The sequence below is a fragment of the Companilactobacillus baiquanensis genome (genome assembly GCF_003946605.1).
Taxonomy (GTDB): Bacteria; Bacillota; Bacilli; order Lactobacillales; family Lactobacillaceae; genus Companilactobacillus; species Companilactobacillus baiquanensis.
Map to the genome: position 1 here is coordinate 217,366 of NZ_RHOQ01000002.1, position 21,985 is coordinate 239,350.

Genomic DNA, 21,985 nt, shown 5'->3' on the forward strand with positions numbered 1-21,985 from the left:
CTCCTCAATTATGCATTTTGTGTTGTTTTATCTTCATATAATGCTGGTTTATTATCAGGTAATTTGATAGTAACTCTTTCGGCATCATTGTCTCGTGATTTAGCTAATGCATCACAAGTTACCATTGCTACTAGGCCATCCCATGATGAAGGACCAGTAACTTTATTTTGTTGAACATCATTTACCCAATGTTGTAATTCATTGTCATAAGCAACTTTAAAACGTTCTGTACAATCAACCGGAATTTTAGTTTGGTTTTTCAAAGTATTAGTTTTGACAGATGTTACAGAAGGAGTGCCCAAGCGTACAATTCCATCTTCACAAACGACTTCACAGTTTATGTCGTATCCTATTTGATCGTTAACAAATACTTCCAAATCAATGTGAACACCAGATTTTGTATCTAAAGTAATGATTTGTGGATCGTGTAATTTAGAATGTGTGTACTTAGTTTGTTTCTTAGGTAGGAATGTTGTACCTGATTCATAATCCTCCCCTAATAACCAGTGCAATACATCTGCTTCATGAATTGCTGTTTCTATAATTGACATTGATGTATCGTAAGTCTCATCAACAGAAACATTTCTATGTGTTGCGTGAATAAGTAATGGTTCACCATATTCGTTAGCATCAATTTCCTTTTTCATTTCCATGTAACCTGGATCATAACGACGCATAAATCCAACTTGAACTAATCGCTTACCACCCTTAACTTCGGCGTCGATAATCTTTTGACAACCTGCCGCGGTCAATGTTAGTGGTTTTTCGCAAAAGACAAATTTTCCAACTTCAATTGCATGGATAACAAATTGTTCATGAGTTTCGTGGGGACGTGTAACAACCATAATTGCATCAATATCAGGTGAATCGATTAGATCCATTCCGTTGTCATATACTTTTGCACCGTATTCACTTGCATATTTTTCTGCTAAATCTTTTTTAAGATCGCAAACGCCAGCTAGTTTTGCTCCATTGATTCTCTTAGCTACTCTTTTTACGTGGTCGGATCCCATAAATCCGAGTCCAATAATACCTATGTTTAAAGTCATGTTAATTCCTCCTAGATTTTTATGAATATGTTGTTTACATGACTGAGAATACAATCTATGTGAAAATGGTTCAATGTACAATTCAATCCAATAATTGTATATTTGAACATATTGCTTGAATAATAGTAATGCTGCTATATCGAGGACTATTGACTTTTGATTAGGATACTTTTGTATAATTGCAAACAAACAAATAAATATAATATTCATTCTTTTTTATTAATAATTAACGACTTTGAGATATAATTAACATAAGAGGTGAGTAAAATGATGGATGATTTCTCAGAATATTTTCCAATAAATGAACAGGGAAAAGAATGCTTACGAGGGATATACTTTAATAATCCTTCAAATAAGGCAAAAAAAATATTCTTCTACCCACTTTGGGGAGCAGAATATAAGGTCTCATACCCATATAGTATTGATCGTAAATATATGAATTCATTTTTGATTATGTATATTCAAGATGGTGAATTGTCAATCACTTTTCCTGACGGAAGTAATAATGTTGCTAAAAAGGACTCTTTCATCATTTTAGATTGTAAAGAGAGAAATAGGTATTTTACTAATACTAACTGTCATTTTACTTTCTTTCATTTTAATGGTAATCAAGCCCAATTTTTATACGACTTCATTACAAAAAATGGATCTCATATTTTTACTGCTAATGATGATATAAAAAATGATATTTATGAAATATTTAATGTTTTTCGCTCACAAATTATTTCTGCCCGTGAAGAATCATATTCTACTTTGATTTATAGATTTCTAATCAATTTGAGTAACTCTTCAAGTGTTATTCAAATTGATAAATCAACATTACATCAAACTCCGAAATTGGTTGAAGAGGCGTTGAGATATATTGATGATCATTTTGATGAAAAATTGACAACTACGAATATTTGTAAGTATTTAGGAGTTAGTTCATCTTTATTAGCTAAAAACTTTAAAACATACACTAACAATAGCATTCATCAATATATCATTTCAGTTAGAGTGATTCATAGCCAGCGCTTATTGACTACTCAACCAGATATGAGTGTTGCCGAGGTCGCTGCCACTTGTGGGTTCAATGATACATCTCATTTAACTAAAATTTTTAAATCTGAAATTGGAATGACACCAAGCAAATTTAAAAAAATGTGTTTTTAAAGGTGGCGAATGTAGTGGATAATAGTAATATTTGTTTTTCAAAAGTTGTTTTAAACAAGTTGATAAAAAACATAGAGTTTCAAAAAACTAATTTTGATATTCCTTATTGGGGTGCTCTGGAACATCATTTTGGGACTCAAAATCATAGACATTATTTTTTTGAGGTATGTTTAATCACTAGTGGAGAAGGATTCTATTATGAACATGATAAAAAATATTCAGTTCACAGGAACTCATTAATATTTACGCAAGCTAGGACAGTTCATCAAATGCATAGTGAAGCAGGGATGAGCTTAGTTTATTTATCATTTGTACCAAAAACTGTCAACGGTTGGGATCTTTATTCGGCTAATTATCAGTTACCTGTTTTAAATTTGAGCGAAAATGATCCAATTGTTTTGACATGGGATGCCTTACTAAATTTAACTTTGGCATATGATGAAAATAATAAGATGAGTGTTTTATCAATGCAGAGTCTGTCCGATACTGTTTTCCAATTAATTATTGATCGTGAAACAAACGGTTTGAATGAATCTGATCGGCTTATTGCTGTTACCGATCAAACTGAATTATTGCGTAGTATAAAACGGTATATTAGGGCAAATATTTCGACACCATTATCTATAAATAAAATTGCTAACCACTTCTTTATTTCCAGAAGACAAATATTCCGCTTATTTAAAAAATATGAACCGTATTCTTGTAATAGTTTCATTCAGCAAACTAGAATAGAGTATGCTGCTAATTTATTGAGCAATTCAACGATGTCAATTACAGATATATCTAGTGCGGTTGGTTTTAGTTCGATTCATTATTTTTCATCAGTCTTCACTAAAAAAATGCGCGATACTCCACAAAAATTTAGGTTATTGTATAGTAACGCGCAAATAAAGGATTTTGGATCAAATGAGTAGAATCAGAAATCTTTTTTAATACAATCTAATCATAATTACTCCTAAAATCATTATTAACAAACTTATTATTTGAACTACTGTAATTGGATTCTTCTTGGATTCCAGAATTCCAAATTGGTCAATGATTAAACTGCCGGTAGTAACTCCGACTAATATGATAACAACGGCTAGACCAGTACCAACGATTGGTACAATATAAGCATTTCCTAAGACACAAAAAGCACCAATCAGTCCGCCAGTCCACATCCACCAAGGATTACCTTTAACAGATTTTTCTACCTTTAATTTTGGATGTAGTATTAATACTATAATGGACAATGTTATTGTTCCAACGAAAAATGACAAAAATGCTGATTTTAGACTAGATTCAACAACAACACCTACATGGCCATTAATAGCTGTTTGTGCAGCACTAAACATACCTGCGATGATACCTAATAAACGCCAAAAGGGTAATCCTTTGACTTTTGGATTACTGTTAATTAATTTGTGTTCAGTTAAAATACTATTCAAAGCGACTGCCCCTGTTACACCTAAAATAACTAATATAGATCCCAGTGCACGAATAACAGTAAATGGCTGATGAATTGAATCAAACAAAGAAAAGTTATCAATCAGGAGCCCCATCATGATTTGTCCTAGTATAGGCATAATTGCTGTTTGAACACTTCCCAAATTAGGAAAGAGTAAGATATTAGAAGTTAAATAAATTACTCCAAAAGTTCCACCAATCCAAAACCAAATGGGTTGGCTATGAAAAAGCTCTTTCGGAAATAAGAATATTGTATGGTAAATAGAAAAATTGAATATTGCTAATAAAATAGTACCAGTTCCAAATGAAAATAAAGAAGCTAAGTAAGGCGAACCCATAGAAACCTTTAACCTAGAATTAATACTAGTTTGAATAGGTTGCCAAATTCCAATAATTAAACCCACTAAAACAGCTATCATAGTAAACTTCCCCACTTTAAATATAAATGATTTTATTGTACTTTCTTTTATTCACTTAAAAAATGTATAAAACGATTTCTTTTTTGTAAATTCCGATATTGTCTTAAAAGTGTTATATTATTTAAAACTTGAAGTAATAATATGCGATATACTACTAAAAACTAACTCTTGAATTAAGAGTCCATGTCCATTATAATGGTATGGTTGAATTAGAAATATACAAATGAGGGAGGAGGGATTCTAGATGTCACAAAATACACATAAAGGTTATACTGGTCACCGCCGTCCCGTTAACGCTAAGAATGGTGCTGAACGCGTAAACAAAACACAAGAAGTTAAAGAATTTTTGAAGAGCCGTGCTGAAAAGGACGCTAAATAGTTAATTAATGAAGACCACCAAGTATTTTCGCTTGGTGGTCTTTTTGTGTGCATAATACTGTATAATTTTATTTATATAAAACTAAATATTTCAGGGAGAATATTATGGAAGAAAACAAGGTGAAATTTAAAGTAAGCGATTACATAAATAAAAATATACTAATGTTGGCTCCAGCACTTTTGTTGTCGGGGATAACTATCGGGGTGCAGCAAAATACAGTTAAAGCTGATGTATCTCCACAAGTTGCAGCAAGTACTGATGAAAATACTAATGATATTGCGACAAGTGCTGAATACGGAAAAATTGGTGGAGAAAATGGTAGTGATTGGGCCATTGATGCCGGTGGAGTTCTTCATATTCAAGCTGGTACTTGGGATGATTCCTCTGTATCTGAATTTTGGAATAATTTGAAAGCTAACGATGGATCAACGGTCGAATTACAAAATGAAATCAAATCAGTTGTTTTTGAAGGCAATGTTATTGCTGGAGCTAGTTTAGAGGGATTGTTCAGTAATGCTGAAAGCTTAGAATCAGTATCATTTTCTGACGGGGTCAAATTCGACACTAGTAATACTACAAACTTTAATCAGATGTTTTTGAATACGGCACTTAAAAGTTTTGATATGAATAATTTGAATTGGGACAATGTTACAAGTAGTGATGACATGTTTAATAATTCACAACTATCTACTGTATCAATGGATGGGATTAAGGCAAATAAGCTCAAGAGCGCAGCATCTATGTTTCTTGGTTGTACTAATCTAGTTAGTGCAAGTTTCAATAATACAGAATTTAGCATGGATGAACTCGATATTCACAATCTGTTAAGTAATTGTATACATTTAAAAGAAGTCGATTTAACTAATGCTTTTACGGGGAATATAAATAATACTAGTTCTTTATTCGATAATGATTATAGTATTGAAAATTTGGATGTTTCTTCAATGAATTTAAGTGACGATACTAGTGTACAAAACATGTTTAGATTTGCTCAAAACGATTTGGCGAATATAAAACTACAATCCATAACTTTACCGGCTAATGCCAATATTTCTGGTTCATCGATTGATTTGTATGATTCTAATAGATTTCAAGGCTGGAAGACTGAATCATCAGATGATATTTTAACTTATTTGATTGAATATTATGAAAAGCATGATATAGGAAAGACAACTTGGACACTTGCAGATAGGGATAAAGCTGATTATAAAGTTATCTATAAGGATGAAAATGGAAAGATTATTAAAACTGTAAATGGGAATGGAATTGTAGGCGATCTGATTGATATTACTAAAATAGCAGGATATTATCCTGTGTCTATGGAACCTAACGATCCCACAATAACTTCAAATCCAAATCAAGAATTCGTAATAACTATGAAAGAATTAAAACCATATACGATCGTTGTATCAGTTGAATATGGGGATGGACATCCTGGAGAATCATTTGAAATTAGTGTTCCGATTGGAGTAACTGATCCTACTAAGGAGATAGATCATTCTATACTCGATAAATACTCTAATAATGATACTTTAAATCTACAAAAATCCACAGTTAGAATTTCCGATATTTTGACGGGTGGGCCTGATGATCAAGCAGAATCTATGGATTTCAACGCGGCAAAAGATCAATTTAGTGTAGTGAATACTAGTTTAAGTTCCTTCTTTGATGGAGCAATTAATGTTATTGAAAAACATCCCTCATCAGTTGGGCCAGGAAGTCTTGAAAAATCCGGCAAAACATTCAATGCTTTCAGTGTTTATTATGATAAATACGTTGAAACAGCAACAAAACCGGGTGGTAATAACGGTGGAACAGCCACAGATAGAGATATTACTGAAATCAATCAAAAATCAGCTACATTCGGAGATAAAGTTACCGATCTTTATGATATTAACGGGAAAATGATTTCTGATATTAAGTTAGCTAAGAATTCTGATTGGAAAAATGATCAGAAAATGGTATTAGATGGGGTAACTTATTATCGTGTATCAACCAACGCTTGGGTAAAGGCCAACGATGTTTACGTTTATATCGACAACTTTTCTAAGGTTAGAGTCAATGAAGATAAAGATACCAGAGTAATAAAGGCAACTAGTGAATTAACTGATCGAGCACTAGAAAAATCAACCGAGTGGAAGACTGACCGTTACACAATGATAAACGGCGAAAAGTATTATCGTGTATCGACTGAAGGTTTCGTTAAAGACGGGGAAGTAAGTGAGTATTTTGACTAATATAAATAAGAAAATAAAATTTATTGCACCACTGATTTTTATGACTGGTGGGATAATTTGGATCAATCAAGATACCGTTAAAGCTGACACAGCACCACAATCTGATATCGTTAAAAACGATGAATATATTGCGACGAGTGCTGAATACGGGAAAATCGGTGGAGAAAGTGGTAGTGATTGGTCCATTGATGCTAATGGAGTGTTAAAAATCCAATCAGGTACTTGGGATGACAATTCTGTTTCCGGTTTTTGGAATAATCTGCAAGACAGCGATGGTTCAGTAGGCGATAAAATAAAGTCGGTAATTTTTGAAGGTGATGTTAAAGCAGGTAGCAGTTTGGAGCGTTTATTTAGCTCTACTCCAAATCTAAAATCTGTTTCGGTTGCTTCTAATGCACAATTTGATACATCTAAAACAACCAGTTTTAAAGGAATGTTCTCAGATGATGGGAATCTTAAAGATATCGATCTTGGAATGTTTAATTGGGAAAATGTTGAAAATAGTGTGAATATGTTTAGCAATACGGGGTTAGAATCTGTATCAATGGAAAATATAAATGCTCCTAAATTGAAACTTACCAGCGCCATGTTTTCTAATTGCCAATTTTTAAAAACAGCCAATTTTGATGGTACAGAATTTAATAAAGACGGAGTGAGTTTATCCAATTTTATATCTAATTGTCCGAATTTAGAAACTGTATCATTGAAGAACGCTTTCACTGGAAAAATTACGGCGGCCGATAGTATGTTTCAGAGTGATTATGCATTGGAAAATTTAGATGTATCTGCCATGCACTTGGATAATGAAAACTCTGGTGATTATAACTTAATGTTTGATGTGTCGAATAACTCAGCTACAGAAGTAAAAAGGAAATCTATAACTTTGCCAGCTAATGCTAATATTACCGATACTGGAATTGATACATTCAATAAGATCAGATATAAATGCTGGTCCAGTGACTTGTCTGAATTTGCTGATAGTTTGGTTGGATATTATAATGATAATCCAAATATAGGAAAGACGACTTGGACGCTGGTAGAAAACGAAAAAGCAAAGTATAAAGTTAATTATGTAGATGAGAATAATGATCTGATTAAATCAGAAGAAAAAACTGGATTTATTAACGCATATGCCGAAGTGGATCCTATATTAGGATATGTTTTTTCAGATGATTTTAATGATGATGACTTAAAAATTGATAATAGTGATCAAGTGTTCACAGTCCATTTAATAAAATTAGCTCCATATGTTGCGACCGTTACGGTTAAATATGATGATGGACATCCCGATGAAACATTTGATATTGAAGTTCCTTTTGGAATGAGTGACCCCGCTAGTCAGATGGATCAAACTATATTGGACAAGTATTTTGATAATGATTCTTTGGAATTGGATAAATCATATTTTTATATGAATAGATATGTTGATCCAACTGATGCAGAAGGACTTCCTTTTTCTTCTTTGAATACAATTGGAGTTTCAGGAGATAATTTAAAAGATATTTTTAATAATTCTATTGATTTTGCTCAAAATAACTTACCAGTAGATGCATCGAAGAATATATCTGGTCAAAAATTAAACTTATTCGAAGTACATTTCGACCACTACATAGAACCTGAGAACAATAACACAAACAACACATCCACAGATAAAAAAATAACCACCATTGACCAAAAAGTAGCAACGTTCAATAAAACAACTACTCTTTATGACAATGATGGCAAACAAATTTCTGATGTGAAACTTTCTCAAAATTCTGACTGGAAAAATGATCAGAAAATGATATTAGATGGAGTAACTTATTATCGTGTATCAACCAACGCTTGGGTAAAAGCAAGTGATTTATATGTTTATACAGATATCAATTCGAAGATTCGAGTTCACCAAGATAAGCGTTCCAGGATTAAAAAAGCAACTGGTGAATTAACTGACCGTGCTTTAGAAAAATCAACCGAATGGAAGACTGACCGTTATACTACTGTCAATGGAGACAAGTATTATCGAGTATCAACTAATGGTTTTGTGAACGCTAATGAAGTTGACGAATATACTGATTAGTTTCTTATTTTAAGATTTCAATCATGTAGTTCAATGAATTTAGAAAATTTAATAGAGCATGGTAAGTAATAACAATTGTTTCAGTATTGGTACCAGCGTGAAATCCTAAATCATTTTTATTTATCAAGTCGGCATTGGCTAAAATGTGCAGTGGCAGGTCGGCTTCCAATATTAGTGGGCTGACCATTCCAGAGACTGTTTTTAAGACTTTTGTGTCCGCAAATTGTAAACTGCTGCGACTGGTGTTTAGTTGATCGGCTAATTTTTTGAAGTCTAATTTGCTATCGGCATTTTCTAAAATCAAATAATATTTTTCGTGTTTTTTATCGAATATAAATAGATTTTTGACGAGGGTACATTTATTCTGCATTTCTGGTAAATCATTCATGTGAAAAACTGGTTGGTGTTCAATGACTTTAAAATCTATGTGCTGTTCTTTGAGCCTATCTAAATAGATGTTTGTTTCCAAATTGATCAATCTTTCTTTCTATATATATTTCAAAGCAAACTATTTATGATAAGTTTAAACCCTAAAAGACTAAATAAGACAAACCAAATTTCTGGTTTGTCTTATTTTTACTGTGTATTCAATTTTGTATAAACATCACTTGGCATATTTTTTTTGAAAACTTCCTTGTATGTATAAACATAGCTGCCTTTAGTGTCTAATTTTAAGTAATGGTTTTGTTTCAGTTTTCCCATCCCCATAAATTCCACTTTGTGCGGGTTTCCGTTTTCATCATAGCTTAATAGGTTGTAGTAATAATTACCATAACCGTCCTTATCTTTGGCATTTGTGTTGTCGATCTTAACGTAGCGAGATTCTCGCTTAACTAGAAAATTGTATTGATTGACTGCTTGTGAGAATTGATCGGTACTATCTTTAGCATGAAAACAAACTGCTAAGTACAATCCTCCGGCAACAATAACTGAAATAAATAAAAACTTTAGTAAACTTCTCATTTATCTTACCTCCAGAGAATATACTAAAGTTTTTATTACTATTTAGACATTTGTTTTACTTACAATACTCTTACGGATTTGTAAGCCCCTATTTAAATCCCCACCAGTCGAAGTTGATGGTATAGTCTACAATTCCGTTGAATATGCGTGCGATAAAGTTCCACATAATAACACCTCCAACTTTTTATAAACCTTTTCTACAACTTCTTTATAACACTTTTTGAAAACGTTTTCAATTATATTAACCCCATACCTCATCAATAATTGACTTAACTAGTTTTAATTTATCCCATTCTTGATTTTCTGAAAGGGTATTGCCTTCTTCAGTTGAGGCAAAGCCGCATTGAGTTGATAACCAAAGACGATCAAGAGGTAAGTATTGGCTGGCTTCTTTGATACGATCAATGATTACTTGACGATCTTCAAGTTTTCCATCTTTTGAAGTGATCAAGCCGAGAACTACATTTTTATCACCAGAAACTTTAGCTAATGGTTCAAAATTACCAGCTCTTGATGAATCATATTCCAAGAAGTAAGTTGAGACATTTTCATGAGCAAACAATGTGTCGGCTACTGGACCATATCCACCGGCAAAGGCGAAATCTGAATGATAATTACCACGACAAACGTGTGTATTGATAGTTAAGTCGTCTGGTAGATCCTTGATAGCACCATTATTCAATTTTAGAAGGATATCTTGAATACCTGATTCTGCATAGGCTTTGCCATCTGGAGTGGCTAAGAATTTATCATCTAAGAATAAGCCCCAAGAACAGTCGTCTAACTGGATAACTCTGGCTCCTTCATCATAAAATGCCAAAATTGCATCATGGTAGGCTGTTTCAATATCTTCAAATAGTTCTTCATCAGTATCATAAAATTCTTTGATCTTATCGGCATTAGTACCACGGACTAATTCGATATAAAGTTGTGCAGGGGCTGGGATAGTTTGTTTTGGTTCAGCTTCTGTACCGTCAGTTAAAGATTTTAAGAATTTAAAATGTTGAATGAAGGGATGGCTTTGAGCGTTAAATTTAATTTTACCTGAAAGAATAGCGGTATCATCACGTGTTTCCTCGTGGGCAAAATTATAACCTTCGCCATAATGAATATGATCGATTCCTTCAAATCCCCAGAAGAAGTCTAAATGCCAGTATGAACGGCGAAATTCGCCATCAGTAACATAGTCTAGTCCGGCATCTATTTCTTTGTTTACTAAATCTCTAATTGCTTCATTTTCAACGGTTGTTAAAGCAGTTTGATCGATTTTTTTATCAGTGAAATCTTGTCTTGCTTGTTTTAAAACTGCTGGTCTTAAGAAACTTCCTACGTGTTGGAATCCAATTTTTTGTTTTGTAATAGTCATATTTTTTCTCCTAGCCCCAAATTTCTTCGATGATTGATTTTACTAATGCTAATTTTTCCCATTGTTGTTCTTCGGTGATAACATTGCCTTCTTCAGTCGAGGCAAATCCACATTGAGTTGATAACCAGAGACGATCTAGTGGTAAATATTTGCTGGCTTCTTTAATGCGGTCGATGATGACTTGACGATCTTCAAGTTCACCCTTTTTAGAAGTAACTAATCCTAAAACAACTCGCTTATCTCCGGATACTTTAGCGAGTGGTTCAAAACCACCGGCACGATCGGAATCATATTCTAAGAAGTATGTGTCGACATTTTCTTGACCAAACAAGTTATCAGCTACTGGACCATATCCACCAGAGAATAAGAAATCTGAATGGAAGTTACCACGACAAACATGTGTATTGATAGTTAGATCTTCTGGTAAATCAGCAATTGCGCCGTTATTCAATTTTAGATAAATATCTTGAACTCGTTCTTTAACCAGTTTTTGACCTTCTGGTGTGGCAACGAACTTACTATCAAGCAATCTGCCCCAAGAACAGTCATCTAATTGGACTACTTTAGCACCGGCTTCATAAAAGGCGATTAAAGCATCATGGTAAGCTGTTTCGACATCTTTATATAATTGGTCTTTATCTGGGTAAATTCGATCCAGAGCTTCTTGGTTTTTGTCACGAGTTAATTCACGATAAAGTTGAGCGGGAGCGGGGATAGTTTGCTTTGGTAATATACCACCAATTTCATCGGTAACTGATTTCAAATATTTAAAATCTTCGATAAATGGGTGAGTGTTCTTATCAAAACTAATTCTATCTGTTAAAACGGCTGTATCATCACGTGATCTTCCTTTTGAAAAATCATAACCTTCACCGTTATGAGTATGATCAACACCTTCAAAGCCCCAAAAGAAATCTAAATGCCAATATGAACGACGAAATTCACCATCAGTTGCATAGTCTAAACCGGCTTCTTTTTGTTGCTCGACTAGATGATAAATGGCTTCATCTTCTACATCTCGTAAATTTTCTTGAGTTATTTTTCCTTCTTTAAAATCTTTTCTAGCTTGTTTTAAAGCTGCTGGTCTTAAGAAACTTCCTACGTGTTGAAATCCAATCTTTTGTTTTGTAATAGTCATATTTAAAATCCTCCAAAAAGTTTTAATAGTTTAAAATTTATTCAATAAAAAAAACGTCCCTACATACACAGAATTTCTCTGCAATGTAGGGACGATCACCCGTGATACCACCCTAATTCATATTTCGCTTACACAAAATACCTCAACGACACTAACATGTCCGGGATGATATCGCATCCTTGCGTACTTTCGGCTTGCACCTAAGTAAGACTCCAAGCTCATCTTCGATCAAGGTTTCGTTCCGCCTTTTCACCATCTGGCGGTCACTATTCAAAACTACTAATTGATCTACTCTTCTCTTCAACGTCTAATAAAATTAAATAAGTTTTAATTGATTGGTGAATAAGTTACACCTTGATAAATTGCTTGTCAATACTATTTGTGAGTATCAACTGCATTTTTTGGTTCTTTACCTGAAATCATCAATTTATTATCATTCATAGAATCAAAAATCATATTGTGGACAGCACGTTCTGTATAGAAGGCTGTGTGCGGTGTAATGATAACATTGTCACGATGAGCCAAATTTTGGAATACTTCATCATCAACGTCTTCGACACTGTTAAATTCATTTTGGAAAATACCATTTTCATTTTCTAGTACATCTAAACCGGCACCGGCAATTTTACCGCTATTAAGACCATCTATTAAAGCTTGATTGTCCAATAAACCACCACGGGCACAGTTGATCAAGTAAACACCGTTTTTCATTTTGTTAATGGCATCGGCATCTAACATATGATGATCTTTTGGAGCTAGTGGGGTATGAATTGAAATAATATCTGATTTTTCCAGTAATTCATCGAGGGTATCAACATAGATACCTAGATTTTCTAGAGCAGGATTTGGATCAATGTCGTAAGCAATGACATTAGCACCGTAACCAAATTGCATAATACGGGCAAAGACACTTCCGATGTGTCCAGTACCAATTACACCAACAGTTTTGCCGCTGATTTCTGTACCTATCGTTGGGAACCATTTGAAGTTTCCACTTTGAAATTTTTTGTCAAATTCTGGTACACGACGAAGCAGACGACCAACTAAAAATGATGCGTGCTCAGCAATCGCATTGGGGGAATAGACAGGGACATACGTTAGAGTAAAGCCAAAATCATTTAGATCCTTAAAATTAAATCCGTCTAAACCAACATTTCTAACGGAGAATTTACTAATTCCAAGGTCATGAATGATTTCTAAGGCTTTGCGAGTATAGGGTTGAGTTTGAACAGCTACAACCCCATCTGCACCTTTAGCCAAATTAGCTGTTTCTTCTGTTAGAATTTCAGTCGTATAATCGACATCAACGTCTGTGTTAGCAGCTTTCCATTGGTTTAAAGGTTCAATTTCGTCTTCTCTGAGACCAAAAACGTATATCTTCATAAAAAAATCCCTCTTTCTTTGAGTTTGATTAGAAATCTAATTTTTTTCTAATCAAAGACTAGTGACTATTAGTGTAACTCAAATTTTGAAAAATGAAAGCGTAATTTTTATTAATAATAAAAGGACCATGACAAAAGTCATGATCCTTTTTGTGTATTTCGTTGAAATGCGTGCCATAAGGCAGAGACCTCCGCACGCTCTGTTCTATTTATTTGTATCTATCAATGTATCTGGTGTTTGTCCTTCGATCAAAGCTTTATTGGAATCAAAGGAAATTTTGATCATATTATGGACGGCTGTTTCTGTGTAGAAAGCATTATGTGGAGTGATAATAACATTTTCACGTTCAGCCAAATTCTTAATATCTGAATCGGGAAGGTTATCAATGCTGCCCCATTTTTTACCAAAGACTCGGTTTTCTCTATCAAGAACATCAAGTCCGGCACCAGCAATTTTTTTGTCATCAAGACCTTTAATTAAGGCCTCTGAATCGATCAATTCACCACGGGCACAGTTGACGATGAAGACACCATCCTTCATTTGTTCAATAGCTTTTTCATTGATCATATATTTATTACTGTCGAATAATGGAACATGCAAAGTAATAACATCTGATTGTTTATAGATATCTTCAAGAGAATCTACATAAAGACCTTGTTTTTCAATGTCAGGATTGTGGTAAACATCATAGGCGATAACTTTAGCACCGAATCCTTGTAAAATTTTGATAACGACACGGCCAATGTGACCAGTTCCAATAACACCAACTGTTTGTTCACGATATTCTTTACCGATCGTTGGTGCCCAAGTGAAATCTCCATTATCAAATTTAGTATCAACCTCTGGAACACGACGAAGCAAACGTCCCATTAAAAGAACGGTATGCTCGGCAATAGCATTTGGTGAATAAACTGGTACGTTAGTTAATTTGAAACCTAATTCATTTAAATCTTTAAAATTAAAATTATCAACACCAACATTGCGAATAGAAATAGATTGGATACCTTGTTCTTTTAGAGCCTCCAGAGCACCTCTCTCGTAAGGTGTTGTTTGAAGGGTAACTACACCGTTAGCACCATCAGCCAATTTGGCTGTCTCCTGTGTTAACAATTGATCTGTGTAACCGACCTCTACATCTGGATTTTCTTTCTCCCATTTCTCCATAGATGGTTTTTCATCATCACGAATTCCATAAGCAAAAATTTTCATAGCTTGGTGTGACCTCCTTATTAATTTGTGTTGGTATCGTATCTGTTTAGAATGTAAATAGCGAAGACAACAATTATTGAACCGATAATTTCAACAAAATTGACGCTATAAGCAAGGAATATGACACTCAATACTAAGGTGGTGAATGGTTGCACCGCGTCGGTGATACTTATTGTAGCGGCAGTAGTATATTTTGTACTGAAGACCATCAACAAAAATGCAATCACATTACTAAGCAGAATAACGGCACCAACACCTAGTATACTCTTAGTTGACAGGTGAGGGGGATTAATCCAGATCGGGGTAAAACAGTTAGAAATCAAACCAGCGATAAGCATCCCCCAGCCAGTAACTAAAAGTCCATTATGTCTGGCAATCAATCGTTGCGGTATAACGATATAAAGAGCGGCAGTGATACCACTTCCGATACCCCAAAGCACTGATACAAAAGGAATGGACAGGTGTCCAAAGTCTCCTCTCGTAATTAGTAGAAAAACACCCAATAATGCTAAGGTAAAGGAAATAATATCAATTCTTAGAACTTTTTTGTGTGTAAATAAGACTGCACCTACCATAATAAATAATGGCGATAGATACTGTAAAATTGTGGCAGTTGAAGAATTTCCTGTTTGAATCGCATAGAAAAATGTATACATATTAGCTAATAGACCAAATGCCGCAAAAGCGACCAAGATCAAAGTATCTTTCCACGACTTAAAAATCGAAAAGAATTCCTTTTTTGGTAAAACGAATAGCGAAATAACTAGTAGAATTATTCCGGCAATGGTAGTTCTGGTACCGACAAACCACATGGCAGGGATATTGGCATCTTTAGCAACAATTTGCTGAACGGCACCGGAAACTCCCCAAACCATGGACGCGGTGAAAGCAAGAATGAATCCCTTTCGCAGGGTCTTCTTGGCAAGTAACTTACTTTCTTCCATAATTTCCTCCTAAAAACTCATAACCAATATTATACATTCAACTAAAGAAATAGTTTATTATTTTTTCAATCAAATTGATTATAGGTTTAATTATGATAAAAACAAAAAAACACGCTTTGGATTTTTCCAAAACGTGTATTTATTTTATAAATTTTTATCCATATTGAAAGTTAACTTAGACATATTGATCGACTTAGTAAATAGTTTACCGTATAGATCCATAGTTTTAGCTTCTGTTTCAGCAACAAGTTTTTGATTTCTGTCAGTTAAAAATTGTGTTAGATCTTCACCTGAGTATTCTTTTGATAACTTATCAGTTTCGATAATACTTGAACGGAATTTTTCGTTTAATTCGATCAAATAATCAGTATCATCTTGAACGAAGTTTTGGTAGCGTGATTCAACTAGAGCTGACAAACCTTTGTACATCCAGTATGAGTTTTTAACATCAAAAGTCATAGATGTGTTTTGGTAACTCTTAGCTGTATCGTTCATGTTTGTATAGAAAGGAACATATGGTGAGAAGCTAGGGAAACCAACACATAACCACATGATTGCGGCGATTTCTTTAGGTACATCGTTTCTGATTTGAAGAACGTGTGAGTTTTGAGTACGGTTCAATCCGATTGGACGATAACGATATTTATCGTCATCAGAAGCATCAGGACTGAATGGATCGAATTTTGTTTCATTGTAGTGTGATCCTAAAACGTATTCAATATCTTCAACATTGATCTTGTGATCTGTCTTCATGATGAAAGGTAATTCACCATCTTCTGGATCTTGTTTTATTTCAGGGTTGAAATATTTTTGACCAAACCAAACACGTGGAGTGTTATAGTGACGATCTTTAACGTTGTCAGTTCCAAAAATATGACGGAAATTCCAACCTGTTTTGTCTGTGTTTAGATGATTATTTTCAACGAATTCTTGAATACCATCTGACCACATGAATTGTTTAGGATCGTTAAAGTCGACTTGTTGAATTGATACACGGTTAGCGGCGACTGCATAACTGTCATCAGGGATTCTTTGGGCTACCCAGTGATGACCAGTTACGATTTCCATATACCAAACGTCATCTTTATCACTGAATAAAACAGAATTTCCAGCAGGTGATCCGTATTCTTTGATCAAGTCACCAGTGCGTTTAACTGCATCGACAGCTGAATCTACGTAAGGTAATACCATTCTAACGATAACGTCTTCGTCCATACCATCTTTTACAAGGGGATCGTATGACAAAGCGCGTTCGTTTCCATAAGTACTCTCTGTGGCTGACATAGCGACATTGGCACCATTGATACCACTTTCGTCATAGTAGCCTTCATTTTTATAGTCAACGTTAGGTACAGCTGGCCATGAATATCCATTTTCGGGAATTGGTGCCTCAAATTTATTGAGCCATGATTTAACAGTGCGATTTTTTTCACCCGTTACAGCTGGGTTCAAAACGAAATTGTGTGGTGAAACGGCGAGAAAAGTATCGTCGTTTCTGGCGATCATTGTTGATCCATCCAAACTGGCATTTTTACCGACTAAAATAGTTGTACATGCGTCATCCAAATGATTTTTCTTCATATATATAGATCCTCCTCTTTCATACGATAGACAATTCTATCACAAATAATTTAGCCCTTTGAAGAAAAAGACTTATTTACTTAGGCCATGTTATATATTTTCAGAAAAAATGCTATAATTTGTGTAACTTATAGGAGGAAAAATATGGACTTAAAAGTGCATGATTCTGAAGATTCATTTTTGAAGAATCTTTTATTAGGGTTTCAACATCTTTTAGCAATGTATTCTGGGGATATTTTAATACCGATTTTAATTGGTGCGGCTCTAAACTTCTCTGCCACGGAAATGACTTATTTAATTTCAGTGGATATTTTTATGTGTGGGGTGGCGACATTACTCCAAATTAAACGAACACCAATTACTGGTATCGGATTGCCCGTTGTTTTAGGATCTGCTGTTGAGTACGTAACGCCGTTACAAAATATTGGACATCATTATGGTATTGCGTACATGTATGGAGGTATTATTGCGGCTGGGATTTTCATCTTAGTTATCTCTAAATTCTTTGCCAAATTAAAAAGATTTTTCCCTCCAGTTGTTACGGGATCATTGATCACATTGATCGGATTTACTTTGATTCCGGTAGCTTTTCAAAATATCGGTGGTGGAGATGCCACTGCTAAAAGTTTTGGCGGCTCAACTGATTTAATTTTAGGATTCACTACTGCTTTAATTATTGTAATTATAAATATTGTCGGTAAAGGATTTTTTAAACAAATATCTGTTTTGATCGGGATCGTCGTTGGTTCGGTTATGGCAGGATTAATGGGAACGATGGGCTTTGCTAGTGTTCATAATGCGCATTGGTTCCAACTTCCTATTCCCTTCTATTTTGCCGCTCCTAAATTTGAATGGTCTTCAATTATCATTATGATTTTGGCAGCTTTAACATGTATGATCGAGTCGACCGGTGTTTATTATGCTTTAGCCGAAATTACTAAAAGAGATTTAAACGAGAAGGATCTGCAACATGGATATGCATCTGAAGGTATCGCTGCCATTCTTGGTGGAATCTTCAATACTTTCCCATATTCAACTTTCTCTCAAAATGTTGCCATTGTGCAATTATCAGGAATTAAAAAGAACAAACCAGTTTATTTTTCAGCTTTCTTGTTAATTATATTAGGATTGATCCCTAAGGTCGGTGCCATAGCAACATTGATACCAACTTCAGTTTTAGGTGGAGCAATGTTGATCATGTTTGGTACAGTTGGAGCCGAAGGTATCAAGATGTTAACTAAAGTTAGAATGGATAACAACAATCTTTTGATCATGGCAGTTGCCATTGGTTTAGGTTTAGGTGTTACTGTTCAACCTACTTTATTACACATTTTGCCATCAAGTTTACAAACAATTTTAAATAATGGTCTAGTTGTCGGAAGTTTCTCCGCAATTTTGTTAAATATTTTATTGAATCCCCAAGGGGAAAAGAAATTTCATAGTTAAATTAAGGTAACAGAGCCTGACATAAGGCGGTTAGAGACCGAGCATATCCTAGAATATCGAATAATTGTGTACTTTCAATTGTTCGATATTCGTAGATAAGCGAGGTCTCTGCCTTATGGCACGCGTTTCAATAAATAATAATCGTAATACAACAGGAGGATGTGACGAAAATCACATCCTGTTTTTTATGTTTTAAATCCTGGATCACAAAAAATTCACATTTGGTCAATATAATCGGCAAAAATAAGAAAGCAGGTAAATATTATGACAGAAACTAAATATTACTTTCCTAGCCGTATTATAGAAGCGATGGGTAACTCGTTTACAGTTAAGTTAGCCACTAAAAATTACGATATTGTAGCACAAGATATTTTTCATCAAACTTGTTATGCAATCGAAAAAGAAATTGCTGAAATAATTGATGAACCTTATCCTTTTAGAAAAGATTCTTTGGTTGCCGACTTTGAAAACAGCACAGAGATTAATGATGATGTTTTACAATCAGTATTTGCTCAAGCTAAATCAGCCAATAAAATTAATAATAAGGCTTCTTCTGAGAAATCAATAAGGAATTCAAAGTTTGACAGTTTAATAAAAAGTTGGATGGTCGATAAAATCTTTGAGAGTAACTTGCGTCCACTTCTAAATAGTTCCATTATCAGCGGTATTTCTATGAATAGCGGTGGAGATATGAAAGTTGCTACTAGAAAAGGTGACGATTTTTACTGGGAGATCGGTATTAGAAATCCGACTGATTCACAAAGTATGACAGGTTATTATTTGAAAAATGGGTCAGTTTCTACTTCGAAATCAAATAACGATTCGATTCAACAAGCGACCATCTTTAGTTATGATTTGGTAGAGGCCAATATTTGGTCAAATACGGGTGTAACCATTGGTATGGACAGGTTTTCAAGAATGGTTTGGAAATCAAAATTGACTGGAGTCTTGTTCAATCAAACAAGATCGATACCATTTAGAGATGGAATTTTAGGACAAGCTTAAACTTCTTATTAAGGACAACTTTATGTCATAGGAACTTCACAAATTGGATTTATACTTCTAAGTATAATCAAATAAAAAGGAGCTTGCCTATGGTAGAAAAATATAATTCGTTGAGCTGTAAGGTTGGCGATACGGACAATCAATACTCAATAAAATTAATTACAAATGATAATACAGAAACAGTAAAAGAATTATTTCAAATTGCATCACAAAATATTGAAGATTACTTAAGAGAAATGGACAGACAGTTTTCTCCAGATAGAAAAAATTCATTAGTTGCAGAATTTCAATCAGGAAGTCAAAAACCTTTAATGGAATCTGCCACATTTAGTGATATTTACACTCAAACAGTAATTGCCGAACAGATGACGCATCATTATTTCAGTACCAATTTTGGTAGTAAATATGACCCAACCGAATTGATAAAAGGCTGGATCATTGATGAAGGCTTTAATAAATATTTGAAACCATTATTGAATGAGGCCAATATTGTAGCCGTTAAATTCAATGATACTAGTAACACTAAGATCAGTACCAAAATAAACAGTGACTATCGTTGGGTAATCATGATCCCTAAGCCAGAATCAGATCAGATAGCAGCAACGTATTATTTGAGAAATGCCTCAATTGTAACTTTGCAGGACAAAGATGTTAAACATGCTTTGATCAGCAATAAAAGTCATATTCAACAAGTTACGGTTATTAATAATAATGTAACTGATGCAAGAGTTTGGGCGATAGCTGGTTTAGCAGTAGGAACTAGAGAATTCCCTAAATTAATTTCTGAGGCCCACTTAACAGGTATGATGATCGACAAGAAGTTAGGTAATATCAATTTTAGAGAAGGATCATTAGGTGACATTTTAATGAAAAAATATTAAAAAAAGCTTGAAAGATATAAAATCTTCCAGGCTTTTTGTGTTTGTAGTTGTTAGGTCCGCTTCCGATTTTAAATAATTCCACCCGTTATGAGACCGACTTCAGCCAAGGTCTGAAGTCTCGCTTTGAAACTTTGCACAAACCGCAAATTTTCAAAGTCGTCTGTAGAGTAAGAACGGAAACCCACCGTTCAACTCTACTGTCACAACGGGTTCCATTATTTAAAATCTCCAGCTAAAAATTGTCTTTGAATATTTAGCCGGAAGAAACTAGGGGGTGAATCAGCACTGAAAATGGTGTAGAACGGCGATTTTCCGTTCGTACAGCATGGACGTATTTTGAGATTTGCGAACTTTGCAAAGCTCAAAATCGAGACTCGAGACAGTGGCTCGAGTCGGTCCCAGTGCAGATGAATTCCCTAGTTTCTGGAGGCGGCTGCGGCTAGTCATCCCATTGTTCGACAGAATCTTTATAACCATCGGGATTACCATGCCATGTAAAGCTACCATACCAAAGACTTCTCTTGTCGATATCGAAACCGTTGATTTCGTTTACATCATCATCACTTAATTCAAAATCAAAAATATCAGCATTTTGTTCAATTCTTGCTTCGTGAGATGACTTTGGAATAGTGATTACATCACGTTGAAGATCCCAACGTAAGATCACTTGAGCTACTGACTTGTTATATTTGTCAGCAATCTTTTGAAGTCTTGTATCTTTAAGAACAGTTCCGCTGCCTAGTGGTGACCAAGCTTCCAAATAAATGTTTTGTTCATCACAGAAATTCTTAATATCTTCTTCTTGGCAAAGAGGATGGAATTCCATTTGGTTTACGGCTGGTTTAACTGAGGCGGTTTTTAAAACATCTTGTAATTTAGTGATATTGAAGTTTGATACTCCGATAGCACGTGCTTTTCCTTGACGATAGATTTCTTCTAGTGCTTTCCAAGCTGACAAATAAGTGCCATCAACTGGCCAGTGGATAAGTAGAAGGTCTACATAATCTGTTTGTAGGTTTTTTAATTGTCCTTCAAATTGTTTTAAGGTTGATTCATAACCTTGATCGCCATTGTAAATTTTGGTAGTTAAGAAAATATCTTCACGTTTTAGATGATTGTCAGCAAGTCCTTTTTTTAGACCAATACCAACACCTTTTTCGTTACCATATTGTTTAGCTGTATCGATGGCCTTGTAGCCATGCTTTATAGCCCATTCAACTGATTGAGCGGCTTGTGTATTGTTTACTTGCCAAACCCCCATACCTAATTGGGGCATTTTAACACCATTATTTAAAGTTACGCATGATTCGATATTTAAACTCATAAAT

The 21,985-nt window shown here is 34.4% G+C and carries 19 protein-coding genes; 8 read left to right on the forward strand and 11 right to left on the reverse strand.

Going from position 1 to position 21,985, the window contains the following annotated elements:
* Positions 1-8: 8 nt before the first annotated feature.
* Positions 9-1,049 carry a Gfo/Idh/MocA family protein gene (locus EKM77_RS04735; protein ID WP_125592904.1) on the reverse strand — a complete coding sequence of 347 codons (1,041 nt, stop codon included), beginning with the start codon at positions 1,047-1,049 and terminating at the stop codon, positions 9-11.
* Positions 1,050-1,316: 267 nt separating this feature from the next.
* Here EKM77_RS04735 and EKM77_RS04740 point away from each other — a divergent pair, with 267 nt between their 5' ends.
* On the forward strand, positions 1,317-2,201 hold the full coding sequence (locus EKM77_RS04740) for a helix-turn-helix domain-containing protein (protein WP_125592905.1): 885 nt from the start codon (positions 1,317-1,319) through the stop codon (positions 2,199-2,201).
* Positions 2,202-2,215: 14 nt separating this feature from the next.
* Complete coding sequence (locus EKM77_RS04745; RefSeq protein WP_164507714.1) at positions 2,216-3,115, forward strand: helix-turn-helix domain-containing protein; 900 nt, start codon at positions 2,216-2,218, stop codon at positions 3,113-3,115.
* A 15-nt stretch (positions 3,116-3,130) separates the two neighbouring features.
* Here the strand turns inward: EKM77_RS04745 and EKM77_RS04750 are convergent, their stop codons facing one another.
* The gene (locus tag EKM77_RS04750) at positions 3,131-4,066 is read right to left on the reverse strand and encodes a DMT family transporter (RefSeq protein WP_125592907.1); all 936 of its coding nucleotides are present in this window, start codon (positions 4,064-4,066) and stop codon (positions 3,131-3,133) included.
* A 244-nt stretch (positions 4,067-4,310) separates the two neighbouring features.
* Between EKM77_RS04750 and EKM77_RS11135 the strand changes: the two genes are divergently transcribed.
* From EKM77_RS11135 to EKM77_RS04760, 3 genes are all read left to right on the forward strand, one after another.
* Complete coding sequence (locus EKM77_RS11135; RefSeq protein WP_263852824.1) at positions 4,311-4,445, forward strand: hypothetical protein; 135 nt, start codon at positions 4,311-4,313, stop codon at positions 4,443-4,445.
* Between the two features lie 104 nt (positions 4,446-4,549).
* A complete protein-coding gene (locus EKM77_RS04755) occupies positions 4,550-6,682 on the forward strand; it encodes an SLAP domain-containing protein (RefSeq protein WP_125592908.1) in 2,133 nt (710 codons plus the stop codon).
* On the forward strand, positions 6,666-8,741 hold the full coding sequence (locus EKM77_RS04760) for an SLAP domain-containing protein (RefSeq protein WP_164507715.1): 2,076 nt from the start codon (positions 6,666-6,668) through the stop codon (positions 8,739-8,741). The genes EKM77_RS04755 and EKM77_RS04760 overlap by 17 nt, the downstream gene beginning before the upstream one ends.
* Before the next feature lie 4 nt (positions 8,742-8,745).
* Here the strand turns inward: EKM77_RS04760 and EKM77_RS04765 are convergent, their stop codons facing one another.
* The 8 genes from EKM77_RS04765 to EKM77_RS04800 all read right to left on the reverse strand — a co-directional run bounded on the left by EKM77_RS04765 (position 8,746) and on the right by EKM77_RS04800 (position 17,325).
* On the reverse strand, positions 8,746-9,129 hold the full coding sequence (locus tag EKM77_RS04765) for a YbaK/EbsC family protein (RefSeq protein ID WP_125592910.1): 384 nt from the start codon (positions 9,127-9,129) through the stop codon (positions 8,746-8,748).
* A gap of 188 nt (positions 9,130-9,317) precedes the next feature.
* The gene (locus tag EKM77_RS04770; protein WP_125592911.1) at positions 9,318-9,704 is read right to left on the reverse strand and encodes a YxeA family protein; all 387 of its coding nucleotides are present in this window, start codon (positions 9,702-9,704) and stop codon (positions 9,318-9,320) included.
* Between the two features lie 241 nt (positions 9,705-9,945).
* Positions 9,946-11,070, reverse strand: coding sequence for a 5-methyltetrahydropteroyltriglutamate--homocysteine S-methyltransferase (locus tag EKM77_RS04775; RefSeq protein ID WP_125592912.1), 1,125 nt, complete (start codon positions 11,068-11,070; stop codon positions 9,946-9,948).
* 10 nt (positions 11,071-11,080) lie between these two features.
* Entirely contained in the window at positions 11,081-12,208 is a 1,128-nt protein-coding gene (locus EKM77_RS04780) for a 5-methyltetrahydropteroyltriglutamate--homocysteine S-methyltransferase (RefSeq protein ID WP_125592913.1), read from the reverse strand.
* Between the two features lie 375 nt (positions 12,209-12,583).
* Positions 12,584-13,591 (reverse strand): D-2-hydroxyacid dehydrogenase, encoded by a 1,008-nt coding sequence (locus EKM77_RS04785; protein ID WP_125592914.1) that lies wholly within the window; start codon positions 13,589-13,591, stop codon positions 12,584-12,586.
* Between the two features lie 204 nt (positions 13,592-13,795).
* Positions 13,796-14,800, reverse strand: coding sequence for a D-2-hydroxyacid dehydrogenase (locus EKM77_RS04790; protein ID WP_125592915.1), 1,005 nt, complete (start codon positions 14,798-14,800; stop codon positions 13,796-13,798).
* Between the two features lie 20 nt (positions 14,801-14,820).
* Positions 14,821-15,744: a DMT family transporter gene (locus EKM77_RS04795; protein WP_125592916.1), complete on the reverse strand. Its 924-nt coding sequence runs from the start codon at positions 15,742-15,744 to the stop codon at positions 14,821-14,823.
* 144 nt (positions 15,745-15,888) lie between these two features.
* Positions 15,889-17,325 carry a C69 family dipeptidase gene (locus tag EKM77_RS04800; protein WP_125592917.1) on the reverse strand — a complete coding sequence of 479 codons (1,437 nt, stop codon included), beginning with the start codon at positions 17,323-17,325 and terminating at the stop codon, positions 15,889-15,891.
* A 144-nt stretch (positions 17,326-17,469) separates the two neighbouring features.
* Between EKM77_RS04800 and EKM77_RS04805 the strand changes: the two genes are divergently transcribed.
* From EKM77_RS04805 to EKM77_RS04815, 3 genes are all read left to right on the forward strand, one after another.
* Positions 17,470-18,771, forward strand: a complete 1,302-nt coding sequence (locus EKM77_RS04805) for a nucleobase:cation symporter-2 family protein (RefSeq protein ID WP_125592918.1) — start codon at positions 17,470-17,472, stop codon at positions 18,769-18,771.
* Positions 18,772-19,035: 264 nt separating this feature from the next.
* Complete coding sequence (locus EKM77_RS04810; protein WP_125592919.1) at positions 19,036-19,776, forward strand: hypothetical protein; 741 nt, start codon at positions 19,036-19,038, stop codon at positions 19,774-19,776.
* Between the two features lie 89 nt (positions 19,777-19,865).
* Entirely contained in the window at positions 19,866-20,657 is a 792-nt protein-coding gene (locus EKM77_RS04815; RefSeq protein WP_125592920.1) for a hypothetical protein, read from the forward strand.
* 439 nt (positions 20,658-21,096) lie between these two features.
* On the opposite strand, the gene EKM77_RS04820 is transcribed toward EKM77_RS04815, so the two are convergent.
* Positions 21,097-21,981, reverse strand: coding sequence for an aldo/keto reductase (locus tag EKM77_RS04820; protein ID WP_125592921.1), 885 nt, complete (start codon positions 21,979-21,981; stop codon positions 21,097-21,099).
* Between the last annotated feature and the right edge of the window lie 4 nt (positions 21,982-21,985).